We start from the raw sequence: 26,872 nt of genomic DNA, 5'->3' as shown, positions 1-26,872 counted from the left end.
TCTGTGGGACGCGGACGGGCCCGCCGGTCGCACGGCCGGCGGGCCCTTCCGCGGTGTCCGGGACCGGTCAGTGGCCGCCCGCGTCGACCACCTCGACGTCCGCGACCTCGTGCTCGATCGCCTCGGCCGGCAGCGCGACCCGGATCGCCCAGAAGTAGATCGCCAGGGCGAACGCCGCCACCAGGGCCATGTCCGTCCACATCGGGATGTTGCCGGTGCCGTCGCCGAAGCCGCCCTGCCAGGAGATCAGGCCCAGGCCCACCAGGTAGACCGGCAGCCACTGGGCGGACTTCCAGCTCAGCCGCGGCGCGTTCGGCAGGCCCTTGCGGATCGCGTACGCGGCGTAGCTGCCGAGCAGGACGTAGCCGAGCACGATCGCGATGCCCAGGCGGGACAGGGTGTGCCAGCCGGCCCAGTAGATGATCAGGCTGGAGACCACGAACGCGGCCGGGGAGATCACGCCGCCCAGCGGCAGCCGGTAGGAGCGCTCGCGGTCGGGCAGCCGGCGGCGCAGCGCGCCGAAGGCCAGCGGGGCGCCGGCGTACATCAGCACGCTGGCGGAGGTGATGAAGCCGACCAGCTCCTGCCAGCTCGGGAAGGGCAGGAAGCAGACCACGCCGGTGACGAAGGACATCGCCAGGCCGAACCACGGCACGCCGTTCTTGTCCAGCTGCTCGAACTTCTGCGGCGCGTAGCCGTTCTTGCTGAGGCCGTAGGAGATGCGCGAGGTGGAGGTGGTGTAGATCAGGCCGGTGCCGCCGGGGGAGACGATGGCGTCGAAGTACAGCACCCAGGAGAGCCAGCCCAGGCCGACCAGGGTGGCGAGGCCGGCGAAGGGGCCCTCGATGCCGGGGAAGTCGAGCTTGTCCCAGCCGTTGACGAAGGAGCTGACCGGCAGCGCGCCGATGAAGGCGACCTGCAGCAGGACGTAGATCAGGGTGCCGATGGCGACCGAGCCGAGCACGGCGCGGGGGATGTCGCGCTTGGGGTTGCGGCTCTCACCGGAGATCTGGATGGCCTGCTCGAAGCCGAGCAGCGCGAAGATGATGCCGCTGGAGCTGATCGCGGCGAGCACGCCGTGGGCGCCGAACGGCGCGAAGCCGTGCGAGGTGAAGTTCGAGCCGTGGAAGCCGTTGATCGACAGCGCCAGGATGGTGAGCAGCGGGACGCCGATCTTGAGCCAGGTCGCGACCGAGTTGGTGGCGGCCAGCACCCGCACACCGAGGAAGTTGACCGCGACGAAGACGCCCATCAGGACCACCGCGACGATGAAACCGCTGGTGGTGAGGGTGCCGTTGTCGTTGAGGAAGCTCTTGGCGAACTCCCAGTGGCCCGCGTAACCGATCATCGCCTCGACCTCGATCGGGGCGACGGTGGCGGCCTGGAGCCAGGAGAACCAGCCGAACGACATGCCGGCCAGGCCGCCGAAGGCGTAGTGCGGGTAGCGCGCGGTGCCACCGGAGACCGGGAACATCCCGCCGAGTTCGGCGTGCACGAGCGCGAGCAGGACGATCGCGACGGCGCCGATGCCCCAGGAGACGAGGGCCGCCGGCCCGGCGGCGACGACGGCGTTCTTCGCGCCGAACAGCCAGCCGGAGCCGATGATCGAGCCGACCGAGGCCCACATCAGGCCGATGAGGCCGACGTGGCGCTTGAGCGACCGCTGGGTCGTCCCGGATTCCGCGGCGGTGCTCTGTCCGGGCGGCGAGATCTGGTTGAGGGAAGCCATGAAGATCTCTCTGTAAGTGGGGGCTCCGGGGTGGGCGGAGCGCGGAGAGTTGCCACACAGTAGGGCTATTCAGAGAGGTCTGCACAGATTTCATTACTGAATATTTACCTTCTTTACCGGATATCCCTGCAGGTAGGAGGCTATCTGTTCAGTTGTCTGTTACGTTACCGATCGGTAAGTCCAGCATTTGAGCGTGCATTGAGCTTCGCCATTCCGATCGGTCAATATGGTCGGCCTCCGAGGTCATAGGAATGGCGGGGCGTGCATGGTCATGCCGGCCGGCCGGGGTGGGCCGGCCGGATCACGGCCTGACGTGCCGTCAGTTCACCAGGTCGGACGGGTCGGTGTTGGCGCCGCAGAGCAGGACGGCCACGCGCTCGCCCTCGGCCTGCCCGAGCGCGGCGAGGGCGGTGGAGGCCGCGTACTCGACTGCGATCCGGCGGTCCTCCCAGAGCTGCCGGCGGGCCCGCACGATGGCCTCGTCGTCGACCAGCACCGAGCGGACGCCCGGGTGCGTGGCGGCGGCCACGGCGAGGGCGGTGGCGCGGCGGGCCCCGAGCGCGTCCTGGGCGACGGAGTCGACCGGGACGTCCACCGGGCGGCCCGCCGCCAGCGCGGCGTTCAGTGCGCGGCTGCCCGTCGGCTCCACGGCGAGCACCCGGATGCCGTGCTCGCGGGCCGCCACCGCCACCCCGGCGAACAGCCCGCCGCCGCCGACCGACACCACCACGGTGTCCAGTCCGGGCACCCGGGCGCGCAGCTCCGCCAGGACCGTCCCGGCGCCGGCGGCGATCAGCGGGTGGTCGTACGCGTGCGAGGGCAGTGCCCCGCTGCCGGCCGCGAACTCCTCGCAGGCGGCCAGCGCGTCCGCGTACTCCCGGCCCGCCAGCCGCACCTCGGCGCCGTACGAGCGCAGCCGTGCCAGCTTCACCGGGGAGGCCGTCTCGGGCAGGAACACCGTTGCCCGGACGCCGAGTTCACGGGCGGCCCAGGCGCAGGCCAGTCCGGCGTTGCCGCCCGAGGCGATGGTCACCCCGGTGTCCGGGAGGGTTCCCGCTTCGGCGTGCGCGAGCAGGAAGTTCTGCGCGCCGCGGGCCTTGAAGCTGCCGGTGTGCTGGAGGAACTCCAGGGCCAGCCAGGCCCGTCCGGCGTCGTCCGCCGGAGCCACCGCCACCGGGCGCACCCGTCCGGCGATCCGCTTCCCGGCGGCCTCGACCTCGTCGTACGTCAGCTGGTCCATCGTGTTCTGCTCCTTCGTCCTGGGGGCGTCGGGCGTTCCGCCGGGAGCCCCGGCCAGGGCGACGCTACGTCGCGTCCGTGGCCGGGGGAAGATCGCGATCACCGGGACCGGACGGGGCGTAGGCTGGCCCCGTGCGTCCTGTGATCCTCCCCCCGCCGGCCCGCTAGCGGGCGGCCCGCTCCACCCACTCCGGCCCGACGGGACCTGCCCGCGGCCGGGGCGATGACTGCCGCCCGCATTCGGTCACCCGAAACCGGCAACCCATCGTGGAGTACCGACGCATGTCCTCGTACGCCGCCGTGCCCTTCCGGCACGGCCTCCTGTCCATCTCCGCCGCCGCCGTCGCCTGGGGCGTGGGCGGCGCCGTGTCCGCGCTGCTGATGCGCACCAGCGGGCTCGGCCCGGCGGGCGTCTCCTGCTGGCGCTTCGGCGTCGCCGCGCTCTGCCTGGCCCTGCTGCCGAGCCGGGAACCGCGCGGTGCACGCGGCGCCGCCCGGTGGCGCTCCGCCGCGCTGACCGGGCTCGGCCTGGCGGTCAGCCAGTGCGCCTACTTCGGCTCGGTGCGGTACGCGGGCCTCGGTCTCGGCACGCTGATCACCATCGGCGCGGGCCCGGTGTTCACCAGCCTCGGCGCCCATCTGCTGCTCGGCGAGCGGCTGACCCGGCGCGCGGCCGCCGCGGTGGTCCTGGCCCTGGGCGGGCTCGCCCTGCTGGTGGCCGCCCCGGCGGCGGGCCCGCGCCCGGCCCTCGGCGTCGCGCTGGCCGTCCTCGCGGGCGCCGGCCAGAGCGGCCTGACCCTCTGGGCCCGGGGCGGCGGCGCGGCCCGGGCCGGCACCGGCGCCTTCACCACCGGCCTGCTCTGCCTGCTGCCGCTCGCGGCCGTCCAGGGCGTCCACGGCGTGCTGCCGACGGACGGGGACCCGGCGGTGACCGCCGTGGCGCTGCTCTTCCTCGGCACGGTGCCCACCCTGTTCGCCTACCGCTGGTACTTCACCGGCCTGACCTCCGTGCCCAGCACGACGGCCGCGGTGCTCGTCCTGCTGGAGCCCGCGACCGCGGCGGTGATCGGCGTGCTGTTCCTCGGCGAGCCGCTGACGGCGGGCCTGCTGGCGGGCGCGGCGCTGCTGCTCGCGGCCATCGCGGCGCTGGCGCGCGAGTAGCGGGGAGCGGGGGGTAACGGGGAGCGGGGAGCGGCGGGCTCCGGTGGCCACCCGGGCGGGCGCCCTGTGGTCGCCGGGGGCCCGGTGGCGTGCTGTGGTGGTCCGCATGAACAGCTCACTCCCGGCCCGGGCGGCCGTCGCGACCGCCTCCGTCCTCCTGCTCACCGCCGCCGGAGCCGTGGCCGCCGGAGCCGTGGTCGCCGGGGCCGTGGTCGCCGCTGCCGAACCGGCGGCGGCGACCGGGCGCCGGGACGTCACCGGGGACCAGTGCCGGGGCGCGGGCGGGCACGTCGAGGGCAGCGGCTACTGCGTCGACGCGTCCGGTGACGACGCCTGGGGCCAGCCCATCGACGGCCAGGCGATCAACCCGGACCCACGGCCCGGGGAGGAGTGAGCGCGGTACGGGCCCGGCGCCCCCGTGGCGGGGGAGCGGGGCCCGTACCGGCGGTGGTCACGGCACCGGGCGCAGGGTGACCGGGGCCGGGGTGAGGGCGCGCAGGACGAGGTCGATGTGCACCCGGGCGGCGCCCGCGCGGTGCAGGGCGGCGGCGATCGTCCGTAACTCCTCGGGGCCGGTGCAGGCGAGGCGCAGTTCGAGGTCGGCCTCGCCGGCCAGGGCCAGGCCGCTCTGGACGGCCGGGAACTCCGCCGCGAGGCGGTCGAAGTCGAGCGGGACCGGGCCGTGGCTGATCCGGGCGATCGCGTGCAGCGCCCGGGCCGGCTGGGCCCGTCCCGCCGGAGCCGGACCGCCCGTGACGAGCTGGAGCGGGGCGGTCACCGGTGCTGGAACTGGACGGTCGGGGCCGGGACGGTGGACGGCACGGCGGGGGCCGCGCCGGGCGGAGAGGTGACGGGCCGGGCGGAGGCGGCCGGCGCCGAGGCGGTCGGGGTGGAGGCGGTCGTCGGGGTGGAGGTGCTCGGGATGGAGGCGTTCGGGGTGGAGGCGGAGGTCGCGGAGGCGGCGGGAACGGTGCCGGTGGGAACGGTGCCGGTGGGAACGGTGACGGCGGGGGCGGTGACCTTGGGGCCGGTGACGGACGGGGCGACCAGCCTCGGGTCCAGCACCACGGTGTCGATCCCGAGCGGGGCGGTGAGGGCGCGGAGGGCGGGCTCGCCGAGTTCGGTGTGGGCCTGGTCGGGCCCGAGGAGGGCGACGAGGGCGTCGAGGCTGGAGAATCCGACCGCGCAGCGGCGGCCGTCGCGCAGGCGGAACAGGCGGAGTGCGGTGGTGCTGCCGGTACCGGAGGTGGTGACCGGAACGTGCCAGACGACGCGGGCCATGCGGATGCTCCCGGGTGGGGTGGTGGGCCTGCCGGAACTACTCCCTCGACGCTAGGGCGGCCCGGCCCGGGGGTCGCCGGTCCTGACGCACCGTTGACCGAATGGGGTCGTGCGTTGACGCACTCCTGACGTACGGCTCACCCGAGTGGGCCAAACCACCGGTCGGGTGTTCCGCTTGCCGCGCGCCGCGACCCGGACGACCGTGGAGTTCGCCCCGTCCCTCCGCCCGCTCCGGCCCCCGTCCTGGCCACCGGAGTGCCCGTCGAGGCGCCCCCGCCACGGGGCCGCCGCACCCGCCGACCGGACCGGCGCGCGCCCGGAGACGGGGGGAGGTGGAGCCGGAGGCCCGTGACGAGATATCTTGACGTCAAGACGTTGGAGACGTGAAGCGGAGTACCGATGACTGACTCGACCATCATCTATACGCACACCGACGAGGCTCCGGCCCTGGCGACCTACTCGTTCCTGCCGGTGGTCCAGGCCTACGCCTCGACCGCGGGTGTGCGGGTGGAGACCCGCGACATCTCCCTGGCCGGGCGGATCATCGCGAGCTTCCCGGAGCGTCTGACCGAGGCGCAGCGGATCGGCGACGCCCTGGCCGAGCTGGGTGAGCTGGCCAAGACCCCGAGTGCCAACATCATCAAGCTGCCGAACATCTCGGCCTCGGTGCCGCAGCTCAAGGCCGCCATCGCCGAGCTGCAGGCCCAGGGCTACGCCCTGCCGGACTACCCGGACGACCCGCAGACCGACGAGGACAAGGACGTCCGCGCCCGTTACGACAAGGTCAAGGGCAGCGCCGTCAACCCGGTCCTGCGCGAGGGCAACTCGGACCGCCGCGCCCCGCTGTCGGTCAAGAACTACGCCAAGACCCACCCGCACCGCATGGGTGCCTGGACGGCCGACTCCAAGACCAACGTCGCCACCATGGGCGCCGACGACTTCGCGAGCACCGAGAAGTCCGCCGTGATCGCCGCCGACGGCGCCCTGCGCATCGAGCTGCTCGGCGAGGACGGCACCACCACCGTGCTGCGCGAGAAGGTGCCGGTGCTGGCCGGCGAGGTCGTCGACGCCTCGGTGATGCGCGTCGCCGCCCTGAACGAGTTCCTGGCCGCGCAGGTCGCCCGCGCCAAGGCCGAGGGCGTGCTGTTCTCGGTGCACCTCAAGGCCACCATGATGAAGGTCTCCGACCCGATCATCTTCGGCCACGTGGTCCGCGCCTTCTTCCCGAAGACCTTCGCGAAGTACGGCCAGGCGCTGGTCGCCGCCGGTCTGAACCCGAACAACGGCCTCGGCGGCATCCTGGCCGGCCTGGACGGCGTGCCGCACCTGGGCGCCGAGATCAAGGCCTCCTTCGAGGCCGAGCTGGCCGAGGGCCCGGCCCTGGCCATGGTCGACTCCGACAAGGGCATCACCAACCTGCACGTGCCGAGCGACGTCATCGTCGACGCCTCGATGCCGGCCATGATCCGCACCTCCGGCCACATGTGGGGCCCGGACGGCAAGGAGGCCGACACCCTCGCCGTGCTGCCGGACCACAGCTACGCCGGCGTGTACCAGGCCGTCATCGACGACTGCCGCGCCAACGGCGCCCTGGACCCGGCCACCATCGGCTCGGTGCCGAACGTCGGCCTGATGGCCCAGAAGGCCGAGGAGTACGGCTCCCACGACAAGACCTTCGAGATCGCCGCGGCCGGCACCGTCCGCCTGGTCGACGCCGAGGGCAACGTGGTGCTGGAGCAGGCCGTCCAGCCGGGCGACATCTTCCGCGCCTGCCAGACCAAGGACCTGCCGATCCAGGACTGGGTCAAGCTGGCCGTCACCCGCGCCCGCGCCACCGGCGTCCCGGCCGTGTTCTGGCTGGACGAGGAGCGCGCCCACGACGCGGTGCTGATCGAGAAGGTCAAGCAGTACCTGCCGGAGCACGACACCACCGGTCTGCAGATCGAGATCAAGTCCCCGGTCGAGGCCACCAAGTTCTCGCTGGAGCGCATCCGCCGCGGCGAGGACACCATCTCGGTGACCGGCAACGTGCTGCGCGACTACCTGACCGACCTGTTCCCGATCCTGGAGCTGGGCACCAGCGCCAAGATGCTGTCGGTCGTCCCGCTGATGGCGGGCGGCGGCCTGTTCGAGACCGGCGCCGGCGGCTCCGCCCCGAAGCACGTCCAGCAGCTGGTCAAGGAGAACTACCTGCGCTGGGACAGCCTGGGCGAGTTCTTCGCGCTGGCCGCCAGCTTCGAGCACCTGGCCAGCAGCACCGACAACGCCCGCGCCAAGGTGCTGGCCGACACGCTGGACCGCGCCACCGGCACCTTCCTCAACGAGGACAAGTCGCCGAGCCGCCGCCTCGGCGGCATCGACAACCGCGGCAGCCACTTCTACCTGGCCCTGTACTGGGCCCAGGAGCTGGCCGGCCAGACCGCCGACACCGAGCTGGCCCAGGCCTTCGCCGGCCTGGCCGCGACCCTGGCCGAGCAGGAGGAGGCCATCGTGGCCGAGCTGATCGCCGTCCAGGGCTCGCCGGTCGACCTCGGCGGCTACTACCAGCCGGACCCGGCCAAGGCCGCCGCCGTGATGCGTCCGTCGAAGACCTTCAACGAGGCGCTCGCGAACCTCGGCTGAACCGAGTCGAGTTGAGCTGAAGGAGGCCCCGGGTCCGGTTGCGGACCCGGGGCCTTCCGGCTGCTCCGGCACCGGCGGGGGAGGAGGCCACGGGCAGCGCAGGCGCCCTGGTCCGGTGCGCGGGTCGGAGCCCCGGGGTCGGAGCCCGGTCCGGTGCCCCGGGGTGGGAGCCCGGTCCGGAGCCCCGGGGTCGGAGCCCCGGGTCAGGCGCGGCCGAGCAGGGCCAGGGCGGTGCCGACGGCCTCGCGCAGCAGGAGGTACGGGCCGTGCGCCAGCGGGCCGTCCGCACCGTGCACGGCGGCGGGGACGCCGGCCCGGCGGGCGGCCAGCGCGGAGCGGACGGTGTGGAAGCCGTTGGTGACCACCGTGCAGCGGTAGCCGGGGCGCTCGGCGGCCATCAGGGCGGCGCTGAAGCGCAGGTTCTCGACGGTGTTCACGGCCCGCTCCTCGCGCCGGATCCGCTCGGCCGGGACGCCCCGGGCGGCCAGGTAGCGGGCCATCGCGGCGGCCTCGGTGCAGTCCTCGTGCGGGCCCTTCCCGCCGGTCACCAGGACCAGCGGGGCGTACCCGGCGGCCTCCTCGGCGGCGAAACGTTCCAGCGCGGCGTCCAGCCGGGCAGCCAGCGGGGGCGCGGGCTCGCAGCCCTCCAGGGCGGCGCCCAGCACCACCAGGTAGTCGGAACCGGCCGGCGCGGGCCGACGGCGGTGGGACAGCGCCAGGCCGAGGAAGCCGAGCAGCCAGAGCAGGACGGACCCGCAGAGCAGGACGGCGACGATCAGCAGGACGTGCATGTCCGTTCGAACGCATACGGCGGAACGGGCGTTCCGGTACCCGCCGGAACGACCGTTCCGGGGCGGCCCGGAAACGGCGGAACCCCCGTTCCGGAGGTGGAACGGGGGTTCCCGGGAACGGGGGTTCCGCGGTCGGCGGCGGCGGGCTCAGCCGGCCTCGGCGGCCGGGGCGGCTCCGGTGACCGGGGCTGCCGGGGTGGCCGGGGCCGCCGGGGTCGCGCCCCCGCGCTGGTCGCGCTTGTGCAGCGAGGCCAGGTAGGCGTTGTACGCCTCCAGCTCGGCGTCACCGGTGCGCTCCTCGGAGCGGTCGCGGCGGCGGGCCTGCCGCTGCTCGGAGCCCATCCACTGGTAGACCAGCGCGATCAGCACGATCGCGGTCGGGATCTCGCCGAACGCCCAGGTGATGCCGCCGGCCAGCTTCTGGTCCTCCAGCAGGTTCGTCCCCGGCGGTGCGCCCTCCACGGTGAAGGTGGTGACCAGCGGGTGGGCGGCCATCATCACCGCCACGCCGAAGAAGGCGTGGAACGGCATCCCCATGAACAGCTCGATGATCCGCATCACGTGGCCGGGGCGGTGCGGGCCCGGGTCCACGCCCATGATCGGCCAGAAGAAGGCCAGACCGGTGAACAGGAAGTGCACCATCATGAAGATGTGCCCGAGGCGGTACTGCATCAGGAAGTCGAACAGCGGGGTGAAGTAGACCCCGTACAGGCTCGCGATGAACATCGGGATGGTGAACGCCGGGTGCGAGATGATCCGGACGTACCGGCTGTGCAGCAGCGCCACCAGCAGCTCGCGCGGCCCGCGCGGACGGCCCTTGCCGGCCGGGCGCAGGGCCCGCAGGGCCAGCGTGATCGGGGCGCCCAGCAGCAGCAGGATCGGCGTCAGCATGGAGAGCACCATGTGCTGGATCATGTGCGCGCTGAACAGCACCATGCCGTAGTCGTTCAGCCCGGTGCAGGTGACCAGCAGCAAGCTGGCGACACCCAGCACCCAGCCGACCATCCGGCCGATCGGCCAGCGGTCGCCGCGCCGGTACAGCCGCACCACGCCCGCCGCGTACAGCCCCAGGACGACCAGGCCGCCGAGCAGGAACACCCAGTCGGGGGACCAGGTCCAGACGTTCGACACGGTGAACGGGCCTAGCTGGGTCATCCCGCCGTGGTGGTGCATTCCTGACATTCCGTCGCCCATCGGCGGGTCCTGCTTTCCGTCCTCGTGGTCCCCGGAATGGGTCCGGTTCGCCCGTTTTGCTTGGCCTACAGCCTAGGTCGGCCTTACCTCGGGCCCTCCCCCCACCCCCTCCGTACGGGTGTCTCCCCGCCGGGGCGCGGTCCTGGCTAGACTGACCGGCCGGTCGGCAGCGAGGGGTCGGAGATGGCGACGGAACACGGACCGGCGGCGCAGCCCGCGGTCGCGCTCACCGGGGCGACCGGCTTCATCGGCTCCGGGGTGCTGGCGGCCCTCGCGGCGCGCGGCGTCCGGGTGCGGGCCCTGGCCCGCAGACCGCCGCAGGACGCCCCAGTCGGTACCACCTGGGTCCGGGGCGGCCTCGCCGACCCGGCGGCGCTCACCGAGCTCTGCACGGGCGCCGGGGCGCTGGTGCACCTCGCCTCCCGGGTCGACGGCGGCACCGAGGAGTGCGAGGCCGTGAACGACCGGGGCACCGCCGCCCTGATGGCGGCCGCCACCCGCGCCGGGGTGCGGCGGATCGTCCACCTCTCCACGGCGGCGGTCTACGGCGAGGGCCCGCACCCGGGCATCGAGGTGGACGAGGTGCCGCCCGCCCCGGTGTCCGAGGCCAGCCGCACCCGGCTGCTCGGCGAGCGCCACGCGCTGGCGGCCGGCGGGCACGTGCTGCGCCCCGGGCTGGTGACCGGCACCGGCGACCGCTGGGTGGTACCCGCGCTGGCCGAGCTGGTCCGCCGGGTGCCGGTCCGCTGGGCGGGCGGCGCCCGGCTCTCGATGGTGGACCGCACCGACCTCGCCCGGCTGGTCACCGCGCTCGCCCTGGACGGGGACGCCGTCCCGCCGGGCGTCCACCACGCCTCGCACCCCGAGCCGGTCCGCGGCGGCGACCTGCTCGCCGCCCTGGCCGCCCTCGGCCTGCTGCCCGCCGTCCCGGACGGCCCGGCCGTGCCCTGGGAGGAGTGCCGCCGGCTGCTGGCCGCCGCGCCCGGCCGGGTCTCCGAGCGGCAGTTCGGCCTGGTCGCCCGCGACCACTGGTACCGCAGCGAGCGGATCTGGCGGCTCGCCGCCTGCCCGCCCGGCCCCGGCCCACTGGCCCGCCTCCCGCAGGCCGCCGCCTGGTACCGCGACGTACTGGGGCGGGTCTGACGGTTCCGGTCGGGCTCGCGACGCTCCCCGGCCCCTCCGGCCGGGAAGTGCCCTTGCGAGGCGCACCCCGACGCCGCTCGCCGGTCCGACGTGAACGGTCGGCCACGCTTGGGGAGTCGACCCGGGTGGGGCGGCCCGCGGGGGCCGACCCGGGTGGGGTCAGGTGACGGTGATCGTGACGGGGCCGGCGAGCGGGGTGTAGCCGTCGTTGTGCAGGTACCAGGCCGCGTAGGTGCCGGCGGTGAGCGCGCCGGTGGCCGGGATCGTGAGGGTGCCGGCGGCCTCCGGCGCGTACCGCCAGGCGGCGGCGTCGCCGGCCTGAGGGCCGGTGCCCGGGCGGTAGAGGCCGATCCAGTTCTTGGCCGAGAGGGTCCCGTCGGGGGTGGAGTAGCCGAAGGTGAGGTCGCCCCCGGCCGCGACGGTCGGGGTGGTGGTGGTCAGGGTGGGCGTGGTGGCCGGCGTGGCCGGGGCGGGCAGTGCGGAGGGGCCGGCGTCGAGGTTGTAGTAGGCGGTGACGCGGGCGGTGACGGTCTCGGTGTACGGCACCAGGGTCGGGAACCGGGTGGCGATCACCTCCTTGGTGGCGGCGGTCAGCAGGGCGGTGCTGCCGGTGGCCCGGGCCAGGTGCGGTTCGAGCCGGCGCAGCAGCTGGTAGTCGCTGGTGATGCCGAGCGCGCCGAGCGCCTGGGCCAGCGAGGGCGTGCTGGTGGCCGTGTCGAGGACGCGGCTGACGAAGGTGACGCGGTGCAGCACCCGCCAGCACGGGGGCTTGCTGGTGTTCTGGCGGGTCTCGCGCAGGGCGCGCGCGGCGGCGCCGGAGTCGCGCTCCAGCCAATCGGGGTCGACGACCTTGCCGTAGAAGTCCTCGTAGTTGTCGGCCGAGCTGTCCAGGTAGAAGGTCATGAACCGGTAGGCGTCGACCCGGCCGGGCACCAGGACGGGGCTACGGTCGGCGCCGAACAGCGGCTTGCCGTTCTCCGTCTTCTGCAGGTTGCGCCCGGGTTCGGCGGAGACCTCCAGGCTGAAGCTGCGTGAGGACTCCTTGGTCCTGCTGCGGGTGACGGCGTACCCGCCGCCGACCGTGACGCTGCCGGTGGCCTCCACGCCGACCGGGCCCGCCTCGAACGTGAAGCCGCCGCCGACGGTGAGGCTGCCCTTCAGACTGAAGTCGCCGGAGGTGACCTCCGTGACCTGGTCGGTGGTGGACGTCGTCTCGGAGAACAGCCCGCCGGCGGCGGTCCACACGTAGGTGTTGGCCAGGTGACGGCGGGCGGCGCTCTTCGCGGCCCCGCGCGCCTTCGCGGGGTCCGCGTCGGCGGCGCCGAGGCCGGCCGTGCCGGTGCGGCCGATCATGCCGCCCAGGACGCGGGCGGCCTGCTCGCGGACCGGGTTGCTGCCGAAGGTACTGGTGAAGCCGGTGGTCGAGACCGATTCGTAGAAGCTCTGGAGCTGCTGCTCCTCGCGCTGGATGCGCCGCTTGAGGGCGTAGGCCTCGCGCGGGCGGTAGTAGCTGTACTCGCCGCCGTCCCCGGCGGTCGGGTAGGCCGGGTCCGGGAAGGGCTGGAGGGCGCCGGAGGTGCCCTTGGGGGCGAAGCCGAGGACGCCGTCGAGGGTGCCCTGCTTGGTGTAGCCGGGGTTGATCGGGAAGGCGAGGACGTTCCAGTCGCGGGGGATGTCGGCGTTGGGGACCATCCGGTAGGCCACCAGGACGCCGCTGTGCGCCATGCGCAGCGCGTAGACGTCGGCGGTGGAGGACTGCACGACGGCGAAGCCGGTGTTGGCGGGCCCCCAGCGACGGCCCGCGGCCGGGTTGACCTGCCCGCCGGCGGCGTCCTCCTCCCAGTTCCCGGTGAGGACGACCTTGCTGGTCCGGGTGTCGCGGAGCTCTGCGAGACCTGGACGTTGTCGGACCAGCCGTTCGCGACCTCGACCTTGCCCGCCACGTTGAACTCGCCGACCAGCTTGAGGGCGGGCTGGGCGGTGCCCACACCGAGCGGGGCGGTGATGATGTGGGTCTCGTTCGTGAGCGTGACGCTGATCTTCGCCTCGGCGGACGCGTCGAAGCTGCGCTTCTCGTCGTGGGAGAGCGAGGTGGAGGCGGAGTCCGCCCGCACGAAGGAGACGGACGACTTCTCGGCGTAGTCGTCGGCCGTGCCCCAGACCAGGTTCTCGGACGGCACGGGCGGCGCACCCTCGAGGAAGCCGATCAGCTGCGGCTGGAACTGGGCCTGTCCGACCCAGGTGGTGGCCAGTTCGCCGATCTTGTACCCGGTGCGCAGGTACCAGCGGTTGCCGCGGACGTAGCCGTAGGCGCGCTTCATCACCCCGAACGGCTGGCCGTGGGCGTCGCTCTGCAGGTCGCCGTACTCGGCGGCGGCGGGGGTGGCGTCGACCAGGGTGTTGAAGGTGCTGGCGATGCCGGTCAGGGCGGAGCGCACCTCGGCCGTGTCGGTGGAGATCGGCGCGGTGGAGACCACGTTCCGCGGGGCGGTGGCCGGCCGGACGAGGTCGTTGCGCCGCGGCCCGTGGTCCCTGACGTCGGCGCCGGCGGTGGTGGAGGCGCCGTCGAAGGGGTAGTAGGCCACGAGGTCGTTCCGCTCGCCGCGCAGCCGGCCGAACAGGTTGTCGAGGATCTGCTCCCTGGTGCGGCAGGTCCGCCAGACGCGGACCTCGTCGAGGGTGCCGGCGAACAGGTCGACCGCCGTGCCGCTGTTCCAGAGCCCGCCGACCGTCGTCCGGGTCGGAGCGACGGGCAGCATCTGGGGCTGCGTGACCTCCGCGGTCTCCGGGACGCCGTTGACGTAGAAGACCGCCTGGTTGCCCTTCGGGTCGGGGGTGCGCACCCGGCGGGCGCCGACGAGCTTGGCCGGGAAGGCGGCGCACGCGTCGGCGGTGACCGGCCCCTCCTTCTCGGGGAAGTTCCACCAGGCGACCAGCCCGGGCGTGTCCGCGGCGATCGGCGCGCCGACCTGCTTGCCCTCCCGGGCGACGTTCCAGATCCGCACGTCCGTCAGGGAGCCGCGCAGCCGGTTCGCGGTGCGGCCCTGGCGGACCCGTCCGAGTTCGCCGCTCTCGTCGTTGCCGACGGGCGCGGGGCCGTCGAAGGTGAACGGCTTGGACGGTGCCATGTTTGCCGCCTCGCCCAGGTGAAACTGGATCGTGACCGCGCCCTTGGCGTCGATGCCGCGCTTGCGGGAGACCGCGACCCGGGTGAAGACGCCCGGCTGCAGGAACAGGCCGGAGCGGTACTCCTGCACCCCCTGCCCGCCGTTCCCGGGCTCGAAGGCGAAGGCGAGTTCGCCGTCGGCGCGCACGTACAGCGCGTACGGCACCGCGGAGTCCACCCGGCCGCCGCCGAGCACGCCCTTGCCGACCAGCCCGTGCACCGTGCCGAGGCGGTCGATCCGGACGCCGGCCTCGATCGTCAGGTCACCGGTCAGGTCCAGGCCGTCCGGCCCGCCGGCGTCCAGGTGGCCGCCGTCCGTGGCCACCGCCCACTGCTGCTTGAACGCGAACGCGAGGTGCGTCCAGTCGCCGTACGGGTTCGGGTCCTTGGTGGTGAACGTCTGCGACCCGACCCGCGCCACCGGGCGGTACCCGATCAGCGGCGACAGCTTGCTGCGGTACGGGCCCTGGAGCGTCCCGTCGTGCCCGTTGCCCGAGCGGTCGATCGTCAGGCCGTCGTCGAACTGCCAGTAGGCGAGCAGGCCCCCCTCGTGCCCGCGCAGCCGCCGCCACATGCCGGACCGGATCTGCTCGGTGCTCCGGACGGTGTCCCAGACGCGGATCTCGTCGTAGCAGGCGCCGGTCCAGAAGCCCGCGTTGCCGATCACGGTGCTCATCCCCGGATCGCTGGTGTACCGGACCGGCAGACCCGAGCCGTGCCAGCGCACGTCGCTGGTCGGCACGGCGGCCCCGTTGCAGTGGAGCAGGAACTCGTTCGTGGCGTTCCGGTAACTGAACGCCCAGTGCTGCCAGGTGCTGTTCACCGGGTCGGTCGAGGCCACGATCGCCTCCTGCCCGCGAAGGACGATCGAGAGTTGGCCACCGGCCCTGACCCGGATGGTGAGGTCGCCACTCGTGAACAGGGTGTTCTCATCGAACGCGCTCCGCCTGTCGAGGAGCCACATCTCGATGGTGAAGTCCCGTCCGCCCAGGGACAGCCGGTTGCCGCAGCCGATCCAGTTGTCGTTCCAGAGGTCGATGCTCTGGAACATCTGCGAGCTGCGCAGCGACAGGCCGTACGGGAGGTCGGGCACGGCGGTGTGCAGCACGCCGTGGTCCTGCTGCACGACCTGGTCGAGGCCGGTGAGCGTGGGTTGACCCAGGCCTCCACGGTCAGGCCGCGGTCCACGGCGAAGTCCGCGGTGTCGGCGGCGATCAGGTACTGGCTGCTCCCGTCGAACTCCGGGGCCCGGCCGGGCGCGTGGCCGCGCCAGTGCGGCCCGACGCCGTCGCCCAGGTCGGCCACCGCGCCGTCCGGCACCGCGTCGGTGGCGTCGAGGCGGGAGACCGAGACGATCTGCGAGCCGCGGGACAGGTCCACGCCCGCCACCGAGGAGGTCGCGTCGGCGTGGTCGTACAGCACCCGGGAGACGGGCGCGCCCACCGCGGCCGTCACCACGCCGCCGGCCACCGTGAACGAGGTCGCGCCCGCCGGGACGGACGCGGCGACCTGCCGGACCCGGCCGGCCACCGACACCCGGGTGCCGGCGGCCAGGGCCTCGGCCAGCGGCACGGCGAGCTCGACGGTCCGGTCGTTCACCGCCCGCACGCTGCCCAGCAGGGCCGCGGGCGGGAGCGTGCCGTTGAGGACGGCGGCGAAGTCCGCGGCGGCGCGCGGCACGCCCCGGAAGGTCTCGGTGCGCGGCCCGCAGGTGACCGTGACGGTGCAGCGGTCCGCGACGGTGTCGGCGCCGACCACCACGGTGAAGTCCTTCAACCGGGTGGCGGTGTCGCGGGCGACGAACTGCCCCGTGCCGCCGCCGACCTTGGCGGAGCGGGTGGCCCGGGAGACCAGCGTCGTGTAGTAGGCGCTGAAGAACTGCCCCGTGCCGCCCCGGAAGTAGAGCACCAGGTCGCCGGTGGAGGAGTCCAGCAGGGCCGGCGTCCCCTCGGTCCAGGCGAACCCGAGCAGCCCGCCGAACACCGTCAGGCCCTGCCGGTCGGTGGACACCAGCGGCATCTCCACCACGGTGTCCCCGGCGCCCTGGGTGCCGCCGGACAGCGTCGCCAGGGCGTCCTCGGCGGCGCGCAGGGCCGCCTGACGGGTGCCCAGCCGCTGCTGGGCGGCCTGCGCGTCCCGCAGCGCCGCGGTGGGGACGCCGAGGTCGTGGAAGAAGGCCCACCCCTCACCGGCGGCCCGCCCGGCGTTGATGGCGTCGATGTTCGCGAGGAGCATCGGAATCCGGGCGGCGACCACCCGGTCGTCGTGCAGCGCGGCGCGGGCGGCGTCCACCTGCTGGTTGGCGGCGGCGAGCGCGGCGGGGTCGACGGCCACCGCGGGCCGGTCGCACCCGGCCAGCGTCAGCAGGGCCGGCGCCGCGGCCAACCGGCCGTCCCGGGTGACACCGAAGTCCACCGCCGCGACGTAGCTGCGGCCCGGATCGCCGCCCGCCGGCGCCGGACCGGTGGTGCCGCAGGCCAGCAGCAGCCGGCTCTGCCGCTTCTCCTGGCCCGCCGCGCTCCCGTAGCCGGAGACGGCGGGCTCCTGCTGGAAGTACAGGGAGGCCGCCAGCCCGGTCTTCACCGTCCGGCCGGCGAAGGCGAACACGTCCCGGGCCAGGCCCGGTCCGTCCCCGACCGGGGCGGCCGACTCCACCCACGCCGTGCCGCCCGCGGCCGTGCCGTCGCGCCGTGCCCGGGTACGGTCGCCGAGCACCGTGCCGGTGCCCTCGTCGAACCGGTAGTAGGCGGACAGGCCCGACTCGACGCCGCTCAGCCGGCGCCGCCGGTCGCCGAACTCGCCCTCCTGGCGGGCCCGTTCCCAGATCCGCAGCTCGTCGACCTCGCCCGCGAGCAGCGCCTGCGGCGCGTCCGCGGCCAGCTTCGCTCCGACCACCGCGGCCGAGCGCGGGTCCGGCACGCCGGTCACCGCGGCGCTGCCGGCCTTGACCCCGTTCACGTACAGCACCGCGGTCCGGCCGTCGAACACGGCGGCGACGTGGGTGTGGACGGCGAGCGGCACCGCGACGTCCGAGACCACGCGGGTGCCCGCGAGGTCCGCGACCAGCTTGCGGTCGGCGTTCAGCTCCAGGGCGAACGCGCTGGTCGGCGAGGTCGCCGGATGGTGCGACAGGACGGTCCCGGCGGCGGCCGTCGGCCGGACCCACGCCTCCACCGTGTACCCCGTGGCGGCCGCCCCGGACGGGCCGGCGGGCAGCCGCACGTGGCCCTGCTTCGCGGGATCCAGCCGCAGCGCGGTGCCCGCGCGGTCGCCGGTCGCCGCCACCGGGACCAGCGGCCGCCGGGTGTACGGGCAGAGCCCGGGCGCGCGTTCCAGCACGGCCGCGGCGTACTTCGGATCGGGACTGGTGTACAGCTCCGGTCCGGCGACGTCGAACAGGCCGTCCTCGCCCTGGGCGCAGTTGTAGCCCTCGATCCGCCCGGTGTCACCGTTCAGCGCGAACAGCTGCCACCGGGACCGCCCGGTGACCGCGGTGGGGAGCAGCAGCGCGGTGAACTCCCCGTTCCGCAGCGGCGCGACGAACGACAGCCTGGTGGTCGGCTCGAAGAACGCGTGGCCCTCCATGTCCCTGGTCCCGAGCGTGTCGCTCTCCGAGGCGCCGCGCGTCTTCGACCGGGAGCGCTGGTAGCGCACCTCCACCACCGGCTTCAGGGTCGAGCCCACCAGCACGAAGCGGTCGCACAGCAGCGAGCGGTCCACCAGCGCCGTCGCGGTCGCCTTGGTGCCGGCCGCCGCCACCGCGCGGTCCCCGGACACCACGCCGCCCGGGGCGTGGAACACCGCGTCCTGGTGCGCGGCGTCGACGGACTGCCGGAACAGCACGAGGTAGCGGCCGTCGGACACCACCTGCAGCGGTGCGAGGGCGGTCAGCCGGGCGGTCGTCGACAGGAACGGGTCCTGCTCGTCCGCCGGCACCGCCGCGCCGCCCGCCTCGGCCCGCCCGCCGCTGCGCACCACCGGCATCCGCAGCGCGCCGGCCGCGGCCGCCGCCTGGCCCCCCGGCGCGGTCACCTCGACCAGTTCGGCCGGGAACGGCACCGGCGAGGGCTCCTCGTTCCAGTAGCGGGCGTCCAGGGGCCCGCGCTTGGCCGACGCCTGCTCCAGGTCCAGGACGCTGTAGTGGACCCGCCGTTGGTCGTCCATCGCGAACGCCACCGTGGTGCCGCCGTGGTTCACCATCACCGTGGACACGTACCTGCGGTCCCGGTAGACCTTCACCGAACTCTCGTCCAACACTTGAACCCCCACAGTTCACGTCCGCACGCCGGCGGACGCCTCGGTCCGCGGGCGGTGCGACCGCGGCGCGGCATCCGGGCAGGCGGAAGCGCGCACGCGGACACCGCGCGCGGAACACGTACAGAGATCGGAAACGGACGCCGCCGAGCGGCTGTCGCGCACCCCCCGTCGACGGACGCCGGCAGCACACGGGCCGGCGAGCCGTCGGAGCCCCGGCGCCGCCGCCGTGGACGACGGCGCGCGGCCCGAGGGCTCGACGGCAGACGTTACCGACGGCCTCGGGGCGATGCGGCGCCATCGCCGGATTCAGCGGCGGTGGCCGTGGACGCGTTTGCGCCACCGCGTTCCCGGTGGGGCCGCTCGAGCCGCCCCGGCCGTGGTCGGACCGGCCGCCGGCCCCGGAGCGCGGCCGCCTGACGGCCTTCGTCGTTCCGGTGGCGGGCTCGGCCGGAGCAGTGCGGGTCGCCCCTGTCGGCGCTGGAGTCACTTCAGTCCCATTGATCTCACCGTCACCACACGCAACTTGACCGGAATTCAACACTCCGGGAGTGGTGGTCCGGTGCGTGATCGCGGTGCCGACATGTCGACCCGGTGACGGTCGGCGCACGGCTTGCCCGCCGGGCTCCTGGCGCGGTGCCAGATCGTGTGCTGCTGCCGGGATTTGGGGAAAGCGGAGTCCGGTTGTGAATACTGTGCGATGATCGACCTTCGGTAGCGCACCCCGCACCGCCGCCGGCGTGACCAGCGACGGCTGAGTGCGGTGGATTCCCGCCGGCGACCGCCGTCCAGCGGGCGACCGCGTTCCCACCCCGCTTCACCGCGCCGGACCGGGATCGCCCGTCGTGGCGCGGCCCGACCCCCTTGAAGGGCGTTCATGTCTCGTTCCACCCTTGCCGCGACGCCGGCCGGCCGCAGCAAGCGCGGCCCCGTGGCCCTCCTCGCCACCGCGACCACCACGTTCGGTCTGCTGGCCGTCGCGAGCCCCGCCCACGCCGACTCCGCCGTGCAGATCGCCGGCCCGGCCGGGCCCGTGCCGGCGAACAGCCCCTACACCGTCACCATCGACGTGCCCAACACCAACCCCGACCGCAGGGCCAACGCCGTCCTGGTCAACGTCACGCTGTCCGGCGCCGCCGCCACCGTGACGTCCGCGAAGGCCTCGGCCGGCGACTGGAGCTGCGACTTCGCGGCCGGGTCGTCCGGCATGTGCTGGAACCTCGCCGGCCTGCCCACCCCCTCGGCGCTCACCCTCACCGTCCTGCCGACCGCGGGCGGGACCGTCACCACCCTCGCGGACGGCAGGAACGTCGGCATGCAGCCGGTGGGGAGCGCCACCCTCGACACGCGGGTCCAGGCCCCGGCGCCGGTGGTGACCGGCCTGGCGCCCGACCACGGTCCGCAGGCCGGCGGCACCACGGTGACCCTCACTGGCAGTCACCTGACGGGGGCGACCGCGGTGAGCTTCGGCACCGTGCCCGCCACCGCGTTCACCGTCGACAGTGACACCCGGATCACCGCCACCGTCCCCGCCGCGGCGGCTGCCGGACGCGTGGACGTCACCGTCACCACCCCCGGCGGCACCGGCGCGGCCGGGACGTTCACGTACGAGGCCCCGGCTCCGGTGGTGAACGGCCTGGCGCCCGACCACGGCCCGCAGGCCGGCGGCACCACGGTGACCCTCACTGGCAGTCACCTGACGGGGGCGACCGCGGTGAGCTTCGGCACCGTGCCCGCCACCGCGTTCACCGTCGACAGTGACACCCGGATCACCGCCACCGCTCCCGCCGCGGCGGCTGCCGGACGCGTGGACGTCACCGTCACCACCCCCGGCGGCACCGGCGCGGCCGGGACGTACACCTACCAGGACCCGGCGACGACCGGCGCCTACGTCTTCTCCACCACCTCCGACCCCGCCTCGGGCTCGACGGTGACGACGGGTGCCAAGGTCACCTACACCGTGACCGTCGCCCAGAAGGGCGCGGACGAGGTCAAGGGCGCGACCGTGACCGACGACCTGTCGAAGGTGCTGGACGACGCCGCCTACAACGGCGACGCCAAGGCCACCTCCGGCACCGCCGAGGTCAAGGACGGGAAGCTGACGTGGACCGGCGACCTGCCGGTGGGCGGCAGCGCGACGGTCACGTACTCGGTGACCGTCAACGGCAACGGCGACCACCGGCTGCACACCGCCGTCACCACGCCGGACGGCAAGCGCGGCACCTGCGACCCCGAGAAGGGCTGCGCGACCGACCACACGGTCCCGGCCGCGGGCACCACGTCGCCCACGCCGACGCCCACCGACGGCGGCCGGACGCCCGGCACCCCCGGCCCCGGCTCGTCGACCACCGAGGGCTCGTCGACCCCCGCCACCGCGTGGACCTCGCCTGACACCCGGGCCCCGGCGGCTTCGGCGCCCCCGCGGGCGTCGGGCGTCCTCGCCAGCACCGGTGCCACCGTGCTCACCACGGGGGCGGTCAGCGGCGCCCTGCTGCTGCTCGGCGGCGCGGCCGTCGCCCTCGGCCGACGCCGGGGCCGCCACCGCTGATCCGGCCGAACCGGCCGAACCGGCCGAACCGGCCGCATCGGGAGACGGGGTGGTCGTGGCAGCCGGCCACGACCACCCCGCGGCGTCAGCTCCTCGGGACGAGGGTGTTCTCGTTGGTGCGGCCGGCGGCGAAGTCGTCGATGTTGCGGGCGGTGGCGTCGATGATCTGGCCGACGGCGGTGCGGGTGAAGTAGGCCTGGTGGCTGGTGACCAGGACCTGGGGGAAGGTGACGAGGCGGGCGAGGACGTCGTCGGTGATGCCCTGGATGGATCGGTCGGTGAAGAAGACTCCGGTCTCCTCCTCGTAGACGTCCAGGCCGACGCCGGACAGCCGTCCGGCGCGCAGGGTCTCGACCAGGGCGAGGCTGTCGACCAGCCCGCCGCGGCTGGAGTTGACGAGGATCGCGTCCTCCTTCATCCGGGCGAGCGCGGCAGCGTCGATCAGGTGGTGGGTGGCCGGCAGCAGGGGTACGTGCAGGCTCACCAGGTCGGCGCGGGAGAGCAGTTCGGGCAGCTCGGTGTACGTCATGCCGAGTTCCAGGCAGGCCGGGTTCTCGGCGATGTCCCAGCCGAGCAGCTCGGTGCCGAAGCCGGCCGCGATCCGGGCGAAGCACTCGCCGATCTTGCCGGTGCCGATCACGCCGACGGTCATGCCGTGGACGTCCCGGCCGAGCAGGCCGTCGAGGCGGAAGTCGAACTCGCGGGTGCGGTTCGCGGCCCGGGTGAGGCGGCGGTTGACAGCGAGCGCGAGGGCCCAGGCGTGTTCGGCGACGGAGTGCGGGCTGTAGTGGGAGACCCGGGCGACGGTCAGGCCGAGCTTCGCGGCGGCGTCGAGGTCGATGTTGTTGAAGCCGGTGGAGCGCTGGGCGACCAGCTCGGTGCCGCCGGCCGCCAGCACCGCGAGCGTCTCGGCGTCCAGGACGGCGTTGACGCTGCTGCTGACGGCGGGGTAGCCGGCGGCGAGCGGGGCGGTGTCGCGGTTGAGGAACACGTCCAGGCAGCGCAGTCCGTGCCGGCCGGCGAAGGCCTGCTCCAGCAGCGGCCGCTCGTCGGCCTGCACCCCGTACGCGAGGATCTCCATGCCCGGTCCCTCCAGTCGGCTCCTGCGGCCACGCTAGCGGGCGGGGCCGGGCGCCGCCCACCGGACGGGCCCCGGGCGAACGCGCGCCCCCGGAACGCGCGGAGGCCCCGGACCGCACCGCGCGGTCCGGGGCCCCGGAGGGCATCAAGCGGTCAGAGGACCGTCTCGGCCTCCAGGTAGCGGTCCTGCGGCACGGTCTTCAGCTCGGCGACCGCCTCGGCCAGCGGCACCAGGTTGATGTCGGTGCCCTGCAGCGCCGTGATGTGCCCGAAGGCGCCCTTGTGGACGGCCTCGACGGCGTGCCAGCCGAAGCGGGTGGCGAGCACCCGGTCGTAGGCGGTCGGGGTGCCGCCGCGCTGGGTGTGGCCGAGGATCACCGGGCGGGCCTCCTTGCCGAGGCGGTGCTCCAGCTCGCGGGAGAGCTGGGTGGCGATGCCGGTGAACCGCTCGTGGCCGTAGATGTCCTTGGTGCCCTCCTCCCAGTGCATGGTGCCGGGCTCGGGCTTGGCGCCCTCGGCGCAGACCACGATCGCGAACTTCTTCTGGCGGTCGAAGCGCTCGCGGACGACGTCGGTGAGCTTGTCGATGTGGAACGGGCGCTCCGGGACGACGATGGCGTGCGCACCGGCCGCCATGCCCGCGTTCAGCGCGATCCAGCCGGTGTGCCGGCCCATGACCTCGACGACCATGACGCGCTGGTGGGACTCGGCGGTGGTCTTCAGCCGGTCCAGCGCCTCGGTGGCCACCGAGACGGCGGTGTCGAAGCCGAAGGTCACGTCGGTGGCGGCGATGTCGTTGTCGATGGTCTTCGGCACGCCGACGATCGGCAGGCCCGCGTCGCTCATCAGCTTGGCGGCCTTCAGGGTGCCCTCGCCGCCGATCGGGATGACCGCGTCCAGGCCGAGGTCGGAGCAGTACTTCTTGGCCCGCTCGACGCCGTCCCGCAGGTGGCTCGGCTGGACCCGGGAGGAACCGAGGATGGTGCCGCCCTGGGCCAGGATGCCGCTCACCGAGTCCAGGGTCAGGGGGCGGTGGTGGCCCTCCAGGAAACCGCGCCACCCGTCCTCGAACCCGATGATCTCGTCGCCGTGGTCGACCACCCCGCGGTGGACCACGGAGCGGATCACCGCGTTCAGGCCGGGGCAGTCACCGCCGCTGGTCAGCACTCCAATACGCATGAACTTTGCAACTCCCGAGCAGAACCGAGGAACGGCCGGACTACAGGCTGGGACGACGAGCCGTCACCGTAACGGGGCGCTCCCACGCCGTGGTGGCGGGGAGGTGGCCGCGGGGTGAAGGACCGGCCGATCCGGACGGAACGCCCGAAAACGACCGTGAAGTCGAGCATACGGCCCCTGGTCCGGCCGGGCAGGAGCCGACGCGGGAGCGGCGCCGTCGGCGCCCCCGCGCGGAATTGCAGCCTGCTGCCGAGGAGGGTGTGCAGTAGGCAGCCCCCATTGTGGTACGTCCGGGGCCGCCCGCGGACCGGGTGACCGCATGGCGGGCACCCGGCCGGGACGTACGGACGGACTACTGGGGGCGCGTCGCGGCCGCGATGCGCTCGGCGCGCAGCGCGTCGTACCACGTGGTGTCGGCCGGCGGCAGCGCGCTGACGTCCAGCGCCAGCTTGAGCAGCATGTCGGCCACGGCGGGGTTGCGGGCCAGCACCGGGCCGTGCAGGTAGGTGCCGAACACGGTGTCCCGCCAGGCGCCCTCGGTGCCGTCACCGGTGCCGTTGCCCCGGCCGACGTTGACGGTGGCGAAGGGCTGCACGCCCTGGCCGAGGTGGGTGACGCCCTGGTGGTTCTCGAAGCCGGTCAGCTGCGGCAGGCCGAGCCGGGGGTCGACGTCGGCGAGCACGTCGCCGACGCAGCGGGCGCCCTCGCCGCGGGTGGTCCAGACGTCGAGCAGGCCCAGGCCCGGCTCGCGCTCGCCGAGGTCGTTGACGAACTCGTGGCCCATGATCTGGAAGCCGGCGCAGACGCCGAAGATGATCGCGCCGTTCTCGGCGGCCCGCACCAGGCCGCTGTCGGCGCGCAGCCGCTCGGCGGCCAGGCGCTGCGGGCGGTCCTCGCCGCCGCCGATCAGGTAGATGTCGCCGCTGGTGGGGACCGCCTGGTCGGAGCGGACGTCGATCCGGGTCACGTTGAGGTGGCGCTGGCGGGCCCGGCGCTCCACGACCAGGGCGTTGCCCCGGTCGCCGTAGGTGCTGAGCAGGTCCGGGTAGACCCAGACCACGCGCAGGCTGCTCTCACTCATCCTCGAAGGCCTTCCGTCACGTAAAGACTGGTGTGCGGGCGCGGCATCAGCCGGCCACGACCTTCCGCAGCTGCTGGAAGGCGGTGTAGTTGGCGATGGCCTCGATCCGGCCGGGCGGGGCCATCCGGACGGCCTGCTCCAGGGTGTCCACCACGTGGAACTGGAGCCCGGCGACCTCCAGTCGGACGGCCAGGTCCAGCTTGCGCTGGCCCATCACGAAGACCGGGTGCCCGGCGAGGCGCTCGTAGTCGACGTCCCACAGCCAGGAGGTGTCGGTGCCGTCGGCGTCGAGGGCGTTGACGGAGAGGATCACCGGGGCGGGCGGGCCGTCGATCAGCGAGAAGGTCTCCAGCCAGCCGGCCGGGTTCTTGGCCAGCAGCAGGCGGATGTCCCGGCCCTGGTACTGGACCACGTCGTAGCGGCCGGCCACGGCGGTCACCGAGCGCATCCGCTCCAGGGCGACCTGCGGGGCGACGCCGAACACGGCGGCGACGGCGGCCGAGCTGGTGGCGTTGGCCAGGTTGGCCCGGCCGGGCAGCTGGAGCTGGATCGGCCAGGCGCCGCGCTGCGGGTCGATCACGTGGGTGCCCTGGAGTGCCCAGTGCGGGTTGGGCCGGCGGAAGCCGCAGTCCTGGCAGAACCAGTCGTCGCCGGGGCGCTGCATCACGCCGCCGCAGGCGGGGCAGGACCAGGCGTCCTCCTTCCAGGCCTGTCCGGCGGCCACCCAGACCACCTTCTTGCAGGAGGAGGCGGCCCAGGTCACCAGCGGGTCGTCGGCGTTGGCGATGACCACGGCCTCGGTGTTCTGGAGGCCCTCGCGCCACTTCTCGGCCATCATCCGGGTCTCGGCGGCGCGGTCGAGCTGGTCGCGGGAGAGGTTGAGCAGGGCGATCGCCTTGGGGCGGGTGTCGCGGGCGACCGTCGCCAGGTACTTCTCGTCGACCTCGATCACGCCGAAGCGGGCGTCCGTGCCGCCGGCCAGGGCGGAGGTGATGCCGGCGGGCATGTTGGCGCCCAGGGCGTTGGAGACCACCGGGCCGGCGGCGCGCAGCGCCTCGGCGATCAGGCGGGTGGTGGTGGTCTTGCCGTTGGTCGCGCTGACCAGGACGACGTCGAGGTGGTCGGCGAGGGTGGCGAGCAGGTCGGGGTCGAGCTTGAGGGCGACCTTGCCGCCGATCACCGAGCCGCTTCCGCGTCCGGCCTTGCGCGACACGGCGGCGGCGACCCGGCCGGCGGTGACCGCGATCTTGGCGCGGGCCGGCAGCGAGGCGTCGCGTGCGCCTGTGGGCTCCGATTCGGTGCCTGCCATGCTCAGTGGTTCCTCCTTGCTGCGGCACCGCCCGTGGCCGGATAACGGGCCGTCGGGCGGCGGGGACGGGGGTCAGCCTACCGACTCCGTCGCCCGACCGGACGATCCGGACCCCGCGCCGCCTGCTGCGACGCGCTCGCGGGTGCTGCTGACAGCCCGTCAAGGAGGGCGGTGTACGGACGGACCCTTCACCACTTCACGACGCCCACCGGGGTCGTCGGGTTCCCGGACCGGCCCGGGTAAGGATCTGGTGAAGAAAAGATCAGCGTCCCGGATGGTGGGCGCAACCGGCCGGATCCCCGGCGGACAGCGTGGCGGTGATCACCAGGGTGCCGTCCTCGGGGTGGAAGTCCAGCGGCGCGTCCAGCCCCCGCATCGCGGCGATCAGCCCGGTGTTGGTGCCGTGGGTCACCGCGTACACCGTCCGGACGCCGGCCGCCCGGGCCGCCGCCGACAGCCGCCGCAGCACCGCCAGGCCTAGCCCGCGCCGCTGCCAGGCGTCCTCGACCAGGACGGCCAGCTCGGCCTCGCCGTCGTCCCACATCAGGTGCCCGAGCGCGACGATCCGCCCGTCCGGGGCGGTCACCGCGTAGCTGCGGCCGTGCCGGGCGTCCAGCAGGTGGTCCAGGTAGCGGCCGGCGTCGCGGACCGGGCCGTGGTAGCGCAGCCGCAGCGACGCGGGGGAGCAGCGGCCGTGCATCGCCAGTGCCGCCGCCCGGTCGGCCGGCCCGGCCGGGCGCAGCAGCAGGTCCGGCCCGTCCGGCGGGGAGAGCCGGGACGGGGCCTCCGGCGCCTGGCCGGCGGGGCGGGCCGCGGGCGGGTGCGGCCGGACGGTCCGGTACGGGCCGTCGGTGAGCGCGGGCAGCCGGGCGCCCCGGCCCTCGGGCGCCGCGCACCTGCGGTCGGACCTGCGGAAGGGCCGGTGCCAGAGCCGTTCGGGGCGAGTGCGTGATGCCGTCATACCGCCGACGCTACCGACGGTGCGCTTCCGCTCGGTTACGTGATCGTGAACGGGCGAATGCCCTGCGGTGCGGCCCGGCCCAGCGGCACCTCGCCACATTCCCCGCACGCACCGATCGCCGAAGCAAGAAGCAC

At 74.1% G+C, this 26,872-nt stretch carries 17 protein-coding genes and 1 pseudogene; 5 read left to right on the top strand and 13 right to left on the bottom strand.

Annotated elements, in window-relative coordinates; all coding sequences use genetic code 11:
• Window positions 1–67: 67 nt before the first annotated feature.
• Together ABZW03_RS12065 and ABZW03_RS12060 are read right to left on the bottom strand one after the other, a co-directional pair.
• Window positions 68–1,729 carry an APC family permease gene (locus tag ABZW03_RS12065; protein WP_355255406.1) on the bottom strand — a complete coding sequence of 554 codons (1,662 nt, stop codon included), beginning with the start codon at window positions 1,727–1,729 and terminating at the stop codon, window positions 68–70.
• 319 nt (window positions 1,730–2,048) lie between these two features.
• Entirely contained in the window at window positions 2,049–2,969 is a 921-nt protein-coding gene (locus ABZW03_RS12060; RefSeq protein WP_355255403.1) for a serine/threonine dehydratase, read from the bottom strand.
• Between the two features lie 281 nt (window positions 2,970–3,250).
• On the opposite strand from ABZW03_RS12060, the gene ABZW03_RS12055 reads away from it, so the two are divergent.
• A complete protein-coding gene (locus ABZW03_RS12055; protein ID WP_355255400.1) occupies window positions 3,251–4,129 on the top strand; it encodes a DMT family transporter in 879 nt (292 codons plus the stop codon).
• A 106-nt stretch (window positions 4,130–4,235) separates the two neighbouring features.
• Complete coding sequence (locus ABZW03_RS12050; protein WP_355255397.1) at window positions 4,236–4,523, top strand: hypothetical protein; 288 nt, start codon at window positions 4,236–4,238, stop codon at window positions 4,521–4,523.
• 57 nt (window positions 4,524–4,580) lie between these two features.
• On the opposite strand, the gene ABZW03_RS12045 is transcribed toward ABZW03_RS12050, so the two are convergent.
• Window positions 4,581–4,907, bottom strand: a complete 327-nt coding sequence (locus ABZW03_RS12045; protein WP_355255394.1) for a hypothetical protein — start codon at window positions 4,905–4,907, stop codon at window positions 4,581–4,583.
• Entirely contained in the window at window positions 4,904–5,410 is a 507-nt protein-coding gene (locus ABZW03_RS12040; protein ID WP_355255391.1) for an SAV_915 family protein, read from the bottom strand. The genes ABZW03_RS12045 and ABZW03_RS12040 overlap by 4 nt, the downstream gene beginning before the upstream one ends.
• Window positions 5,411–5,809: 399 nt before the next feature.
• Between ABZW03_RS12040 and ABZW03_RS12035 the strand changes: the two genes are divergently transcribed.
• Entirely contained in the window at window positions 5,810–8,032 is a 2,223-nt protein-coding gene (locus ABZW03_RS12035) for an NADP-dependent isocitrate dehydrogenase (protein WP_355255388.1), read from the top strand.
• Between the two features lie 203 nt (window positions 8,033–8,235).
• Here the strand turns inward: ABZW03_RS12035 and ABZW03_RS12030 are convergent, their stop codons facing one another.
• Entirely contained in the window at window positions 8,236–8,823 is a 588-nt protein-coding gene (locus ABZW03_RS12030) for a YdcF family protein (protein ID WP_355255385.1), read from the bottom strand.
• 147 nt (window positions 8,824–8,970) lie between these two features.
• Complete coding sequence (locus ABZW03_RS12025; protein ID WP_355255409.1) at window positions 8,971–9,996, bottom strand: cytochrome c oxidase assembly protein; 1,026 nt, start codon at window positions 9,994–9,996, stop codon at window positions 8,971–8,973.
• A 204-nt stretch (window positions 9,997–10,200) separates the two neighbouring features.
• Here ABZW03_RS12025 and ABZW03_RS12020 point away from each other — a divergent pair, with 204 nt between their 5' ends.
• Window positions 10,201–11,160 (top strand): NAD(P)-dependent oxidoreductase, encoded by a 960-nt coding sequence (locus ABZW03_RS12020; protein WP_355255383.1) that lies wholly within the window; start codon window positions 10,201–10,203, stop codon window positions 11,158–11,160.
• Window positions 11,161–12,509: 1,349 nt separating this feature from the next.
• Here the strand turns inward: ABZW03_RS12020 and ABZW03_RS12015 are convergent.
• The gene (locus tag ABZW03_RS12015) at window positions 12,510–15,434 is read right to left on the bottom strand and encodes a LamG-like jellyroll fold domain-containing protein (RefSeq protein ID WP_355255380.1); all 2,925 of its coding nucleotides are present in this window, start codon (window positions 15,432–15,434) and stop codon (window positions 12,510–12,512) included.
• 1,703 nt (window positions 15,435–17,137) lie between these two features.
• Window positions 17,138–17,911 (bottom strand): annotated as a pseudogene (locus ABZW03_RS12010) (LamG domain-containing protein); the annotation flags it as partial.
• Window positions 17,912–19,457: 1,546 nt separating this feature from the next.
• Here ABZW03_RS12010 and ABZW03_RS12005 point away from each other — a divergent pair.
• Window positions 19,458–21,128, top strand: a complete 1,671-nt coding sequence (locus tag ABZW03_RS12005) for an IPT/TIG domain-containing protein (protein ID WP_355255377.1) — start codon at window positions 19,458–19,460, stop codon at window positions 21,126–21,128.
• Between the two features lie 85 nt (window positions 21,129–21,213).
• Here the strand turns inward: ABZW03_RS12005 and ABZW03_RS12000 are convergent, their stop codons facing one another.
• The 5 genes from ABZW03_RS12000 to ABZW03_RS11980 all read right to left on the bottom strand — a co-directional run bounded on the left by ABZW03_RS12000 (window position 21,214) and on the right by ABZW03_RS11980 (window position 26,738).
• On the bottom strand, window positions 21,214–22,209 hold the full coding sequence (locus ABZW03_RS12000) for a 2-hydroxyacid dehydrogenase (protein ID WP_355255374.1): 996 nt from the start codon (window positions 22,207–22,209) through the stop codon (window positions 21,214–21,216).
• A 152-nt stretch (window positions 22,210–22,361) separates the two neighbouring features.
• Window positions 22,362–23,387, bottom strand: a complete 1,026-nt coding sequence (locus ABZW03_RS11995; RefSeq protein WP_355255371.1) for a 6-phosphofructokinase — start codon at window positions 23,385–23,387, stop codon at window positions 22,362–22,364.
• A gap of 352 nt (window positions 23,388–23,739) precedes the next feature.
• Complete coding sequence (locus tag ABZW03_RS11990) at window positions 23,740–24,468, bottom strand: glutamine amidotransferase (RefSeq protein WP_355255368.1); 729 nt, start codon at window positions 24,466–24,468, stop codon at window positions 23,740–23,742.
• Between the two features lie 46 nt (window positions 24,469–24,514).
• Window positions 24,515–25,777 (bottom strand): MurT ligase domain-containing protein, encoded by a 1,263-nt coding sequence (locus ABZW03_RS11985; protein WP_355255365.1) that lies wholly within the window; start codon window positions 25,775–25,777, stop codon window positions 24,515–24,517.
• A 262-nt stretch (window positions 25,778–26,039) separates the two neighbouring features.
• A complete protein-coding gene (locus ABZW03_RS11980; protein ID WP_355255362.1) occupies window positions 26,040–26,738 on the bottom strand; it encodes a GNAT family N-acetyltransferase in 699 nt (232 codons plus the stop codon).
• Window positions 26,739–26,872: the final 134 nt, after the last annotated feature.

It is taken from the genome of Kitasatospora sp. NPDC004799, assembly GCF_040609095.1.
GTDB lineage: Bacteria > Actinomycetota > Actinomycetes > Streptomycetales > Streptomycetaceae > Kitasatospora.
The sequence above is the reverse complement of the archived record's forward strand: the minus strand, read 5'-3'. Positions and strand labels throughout refer to the sequence as shown.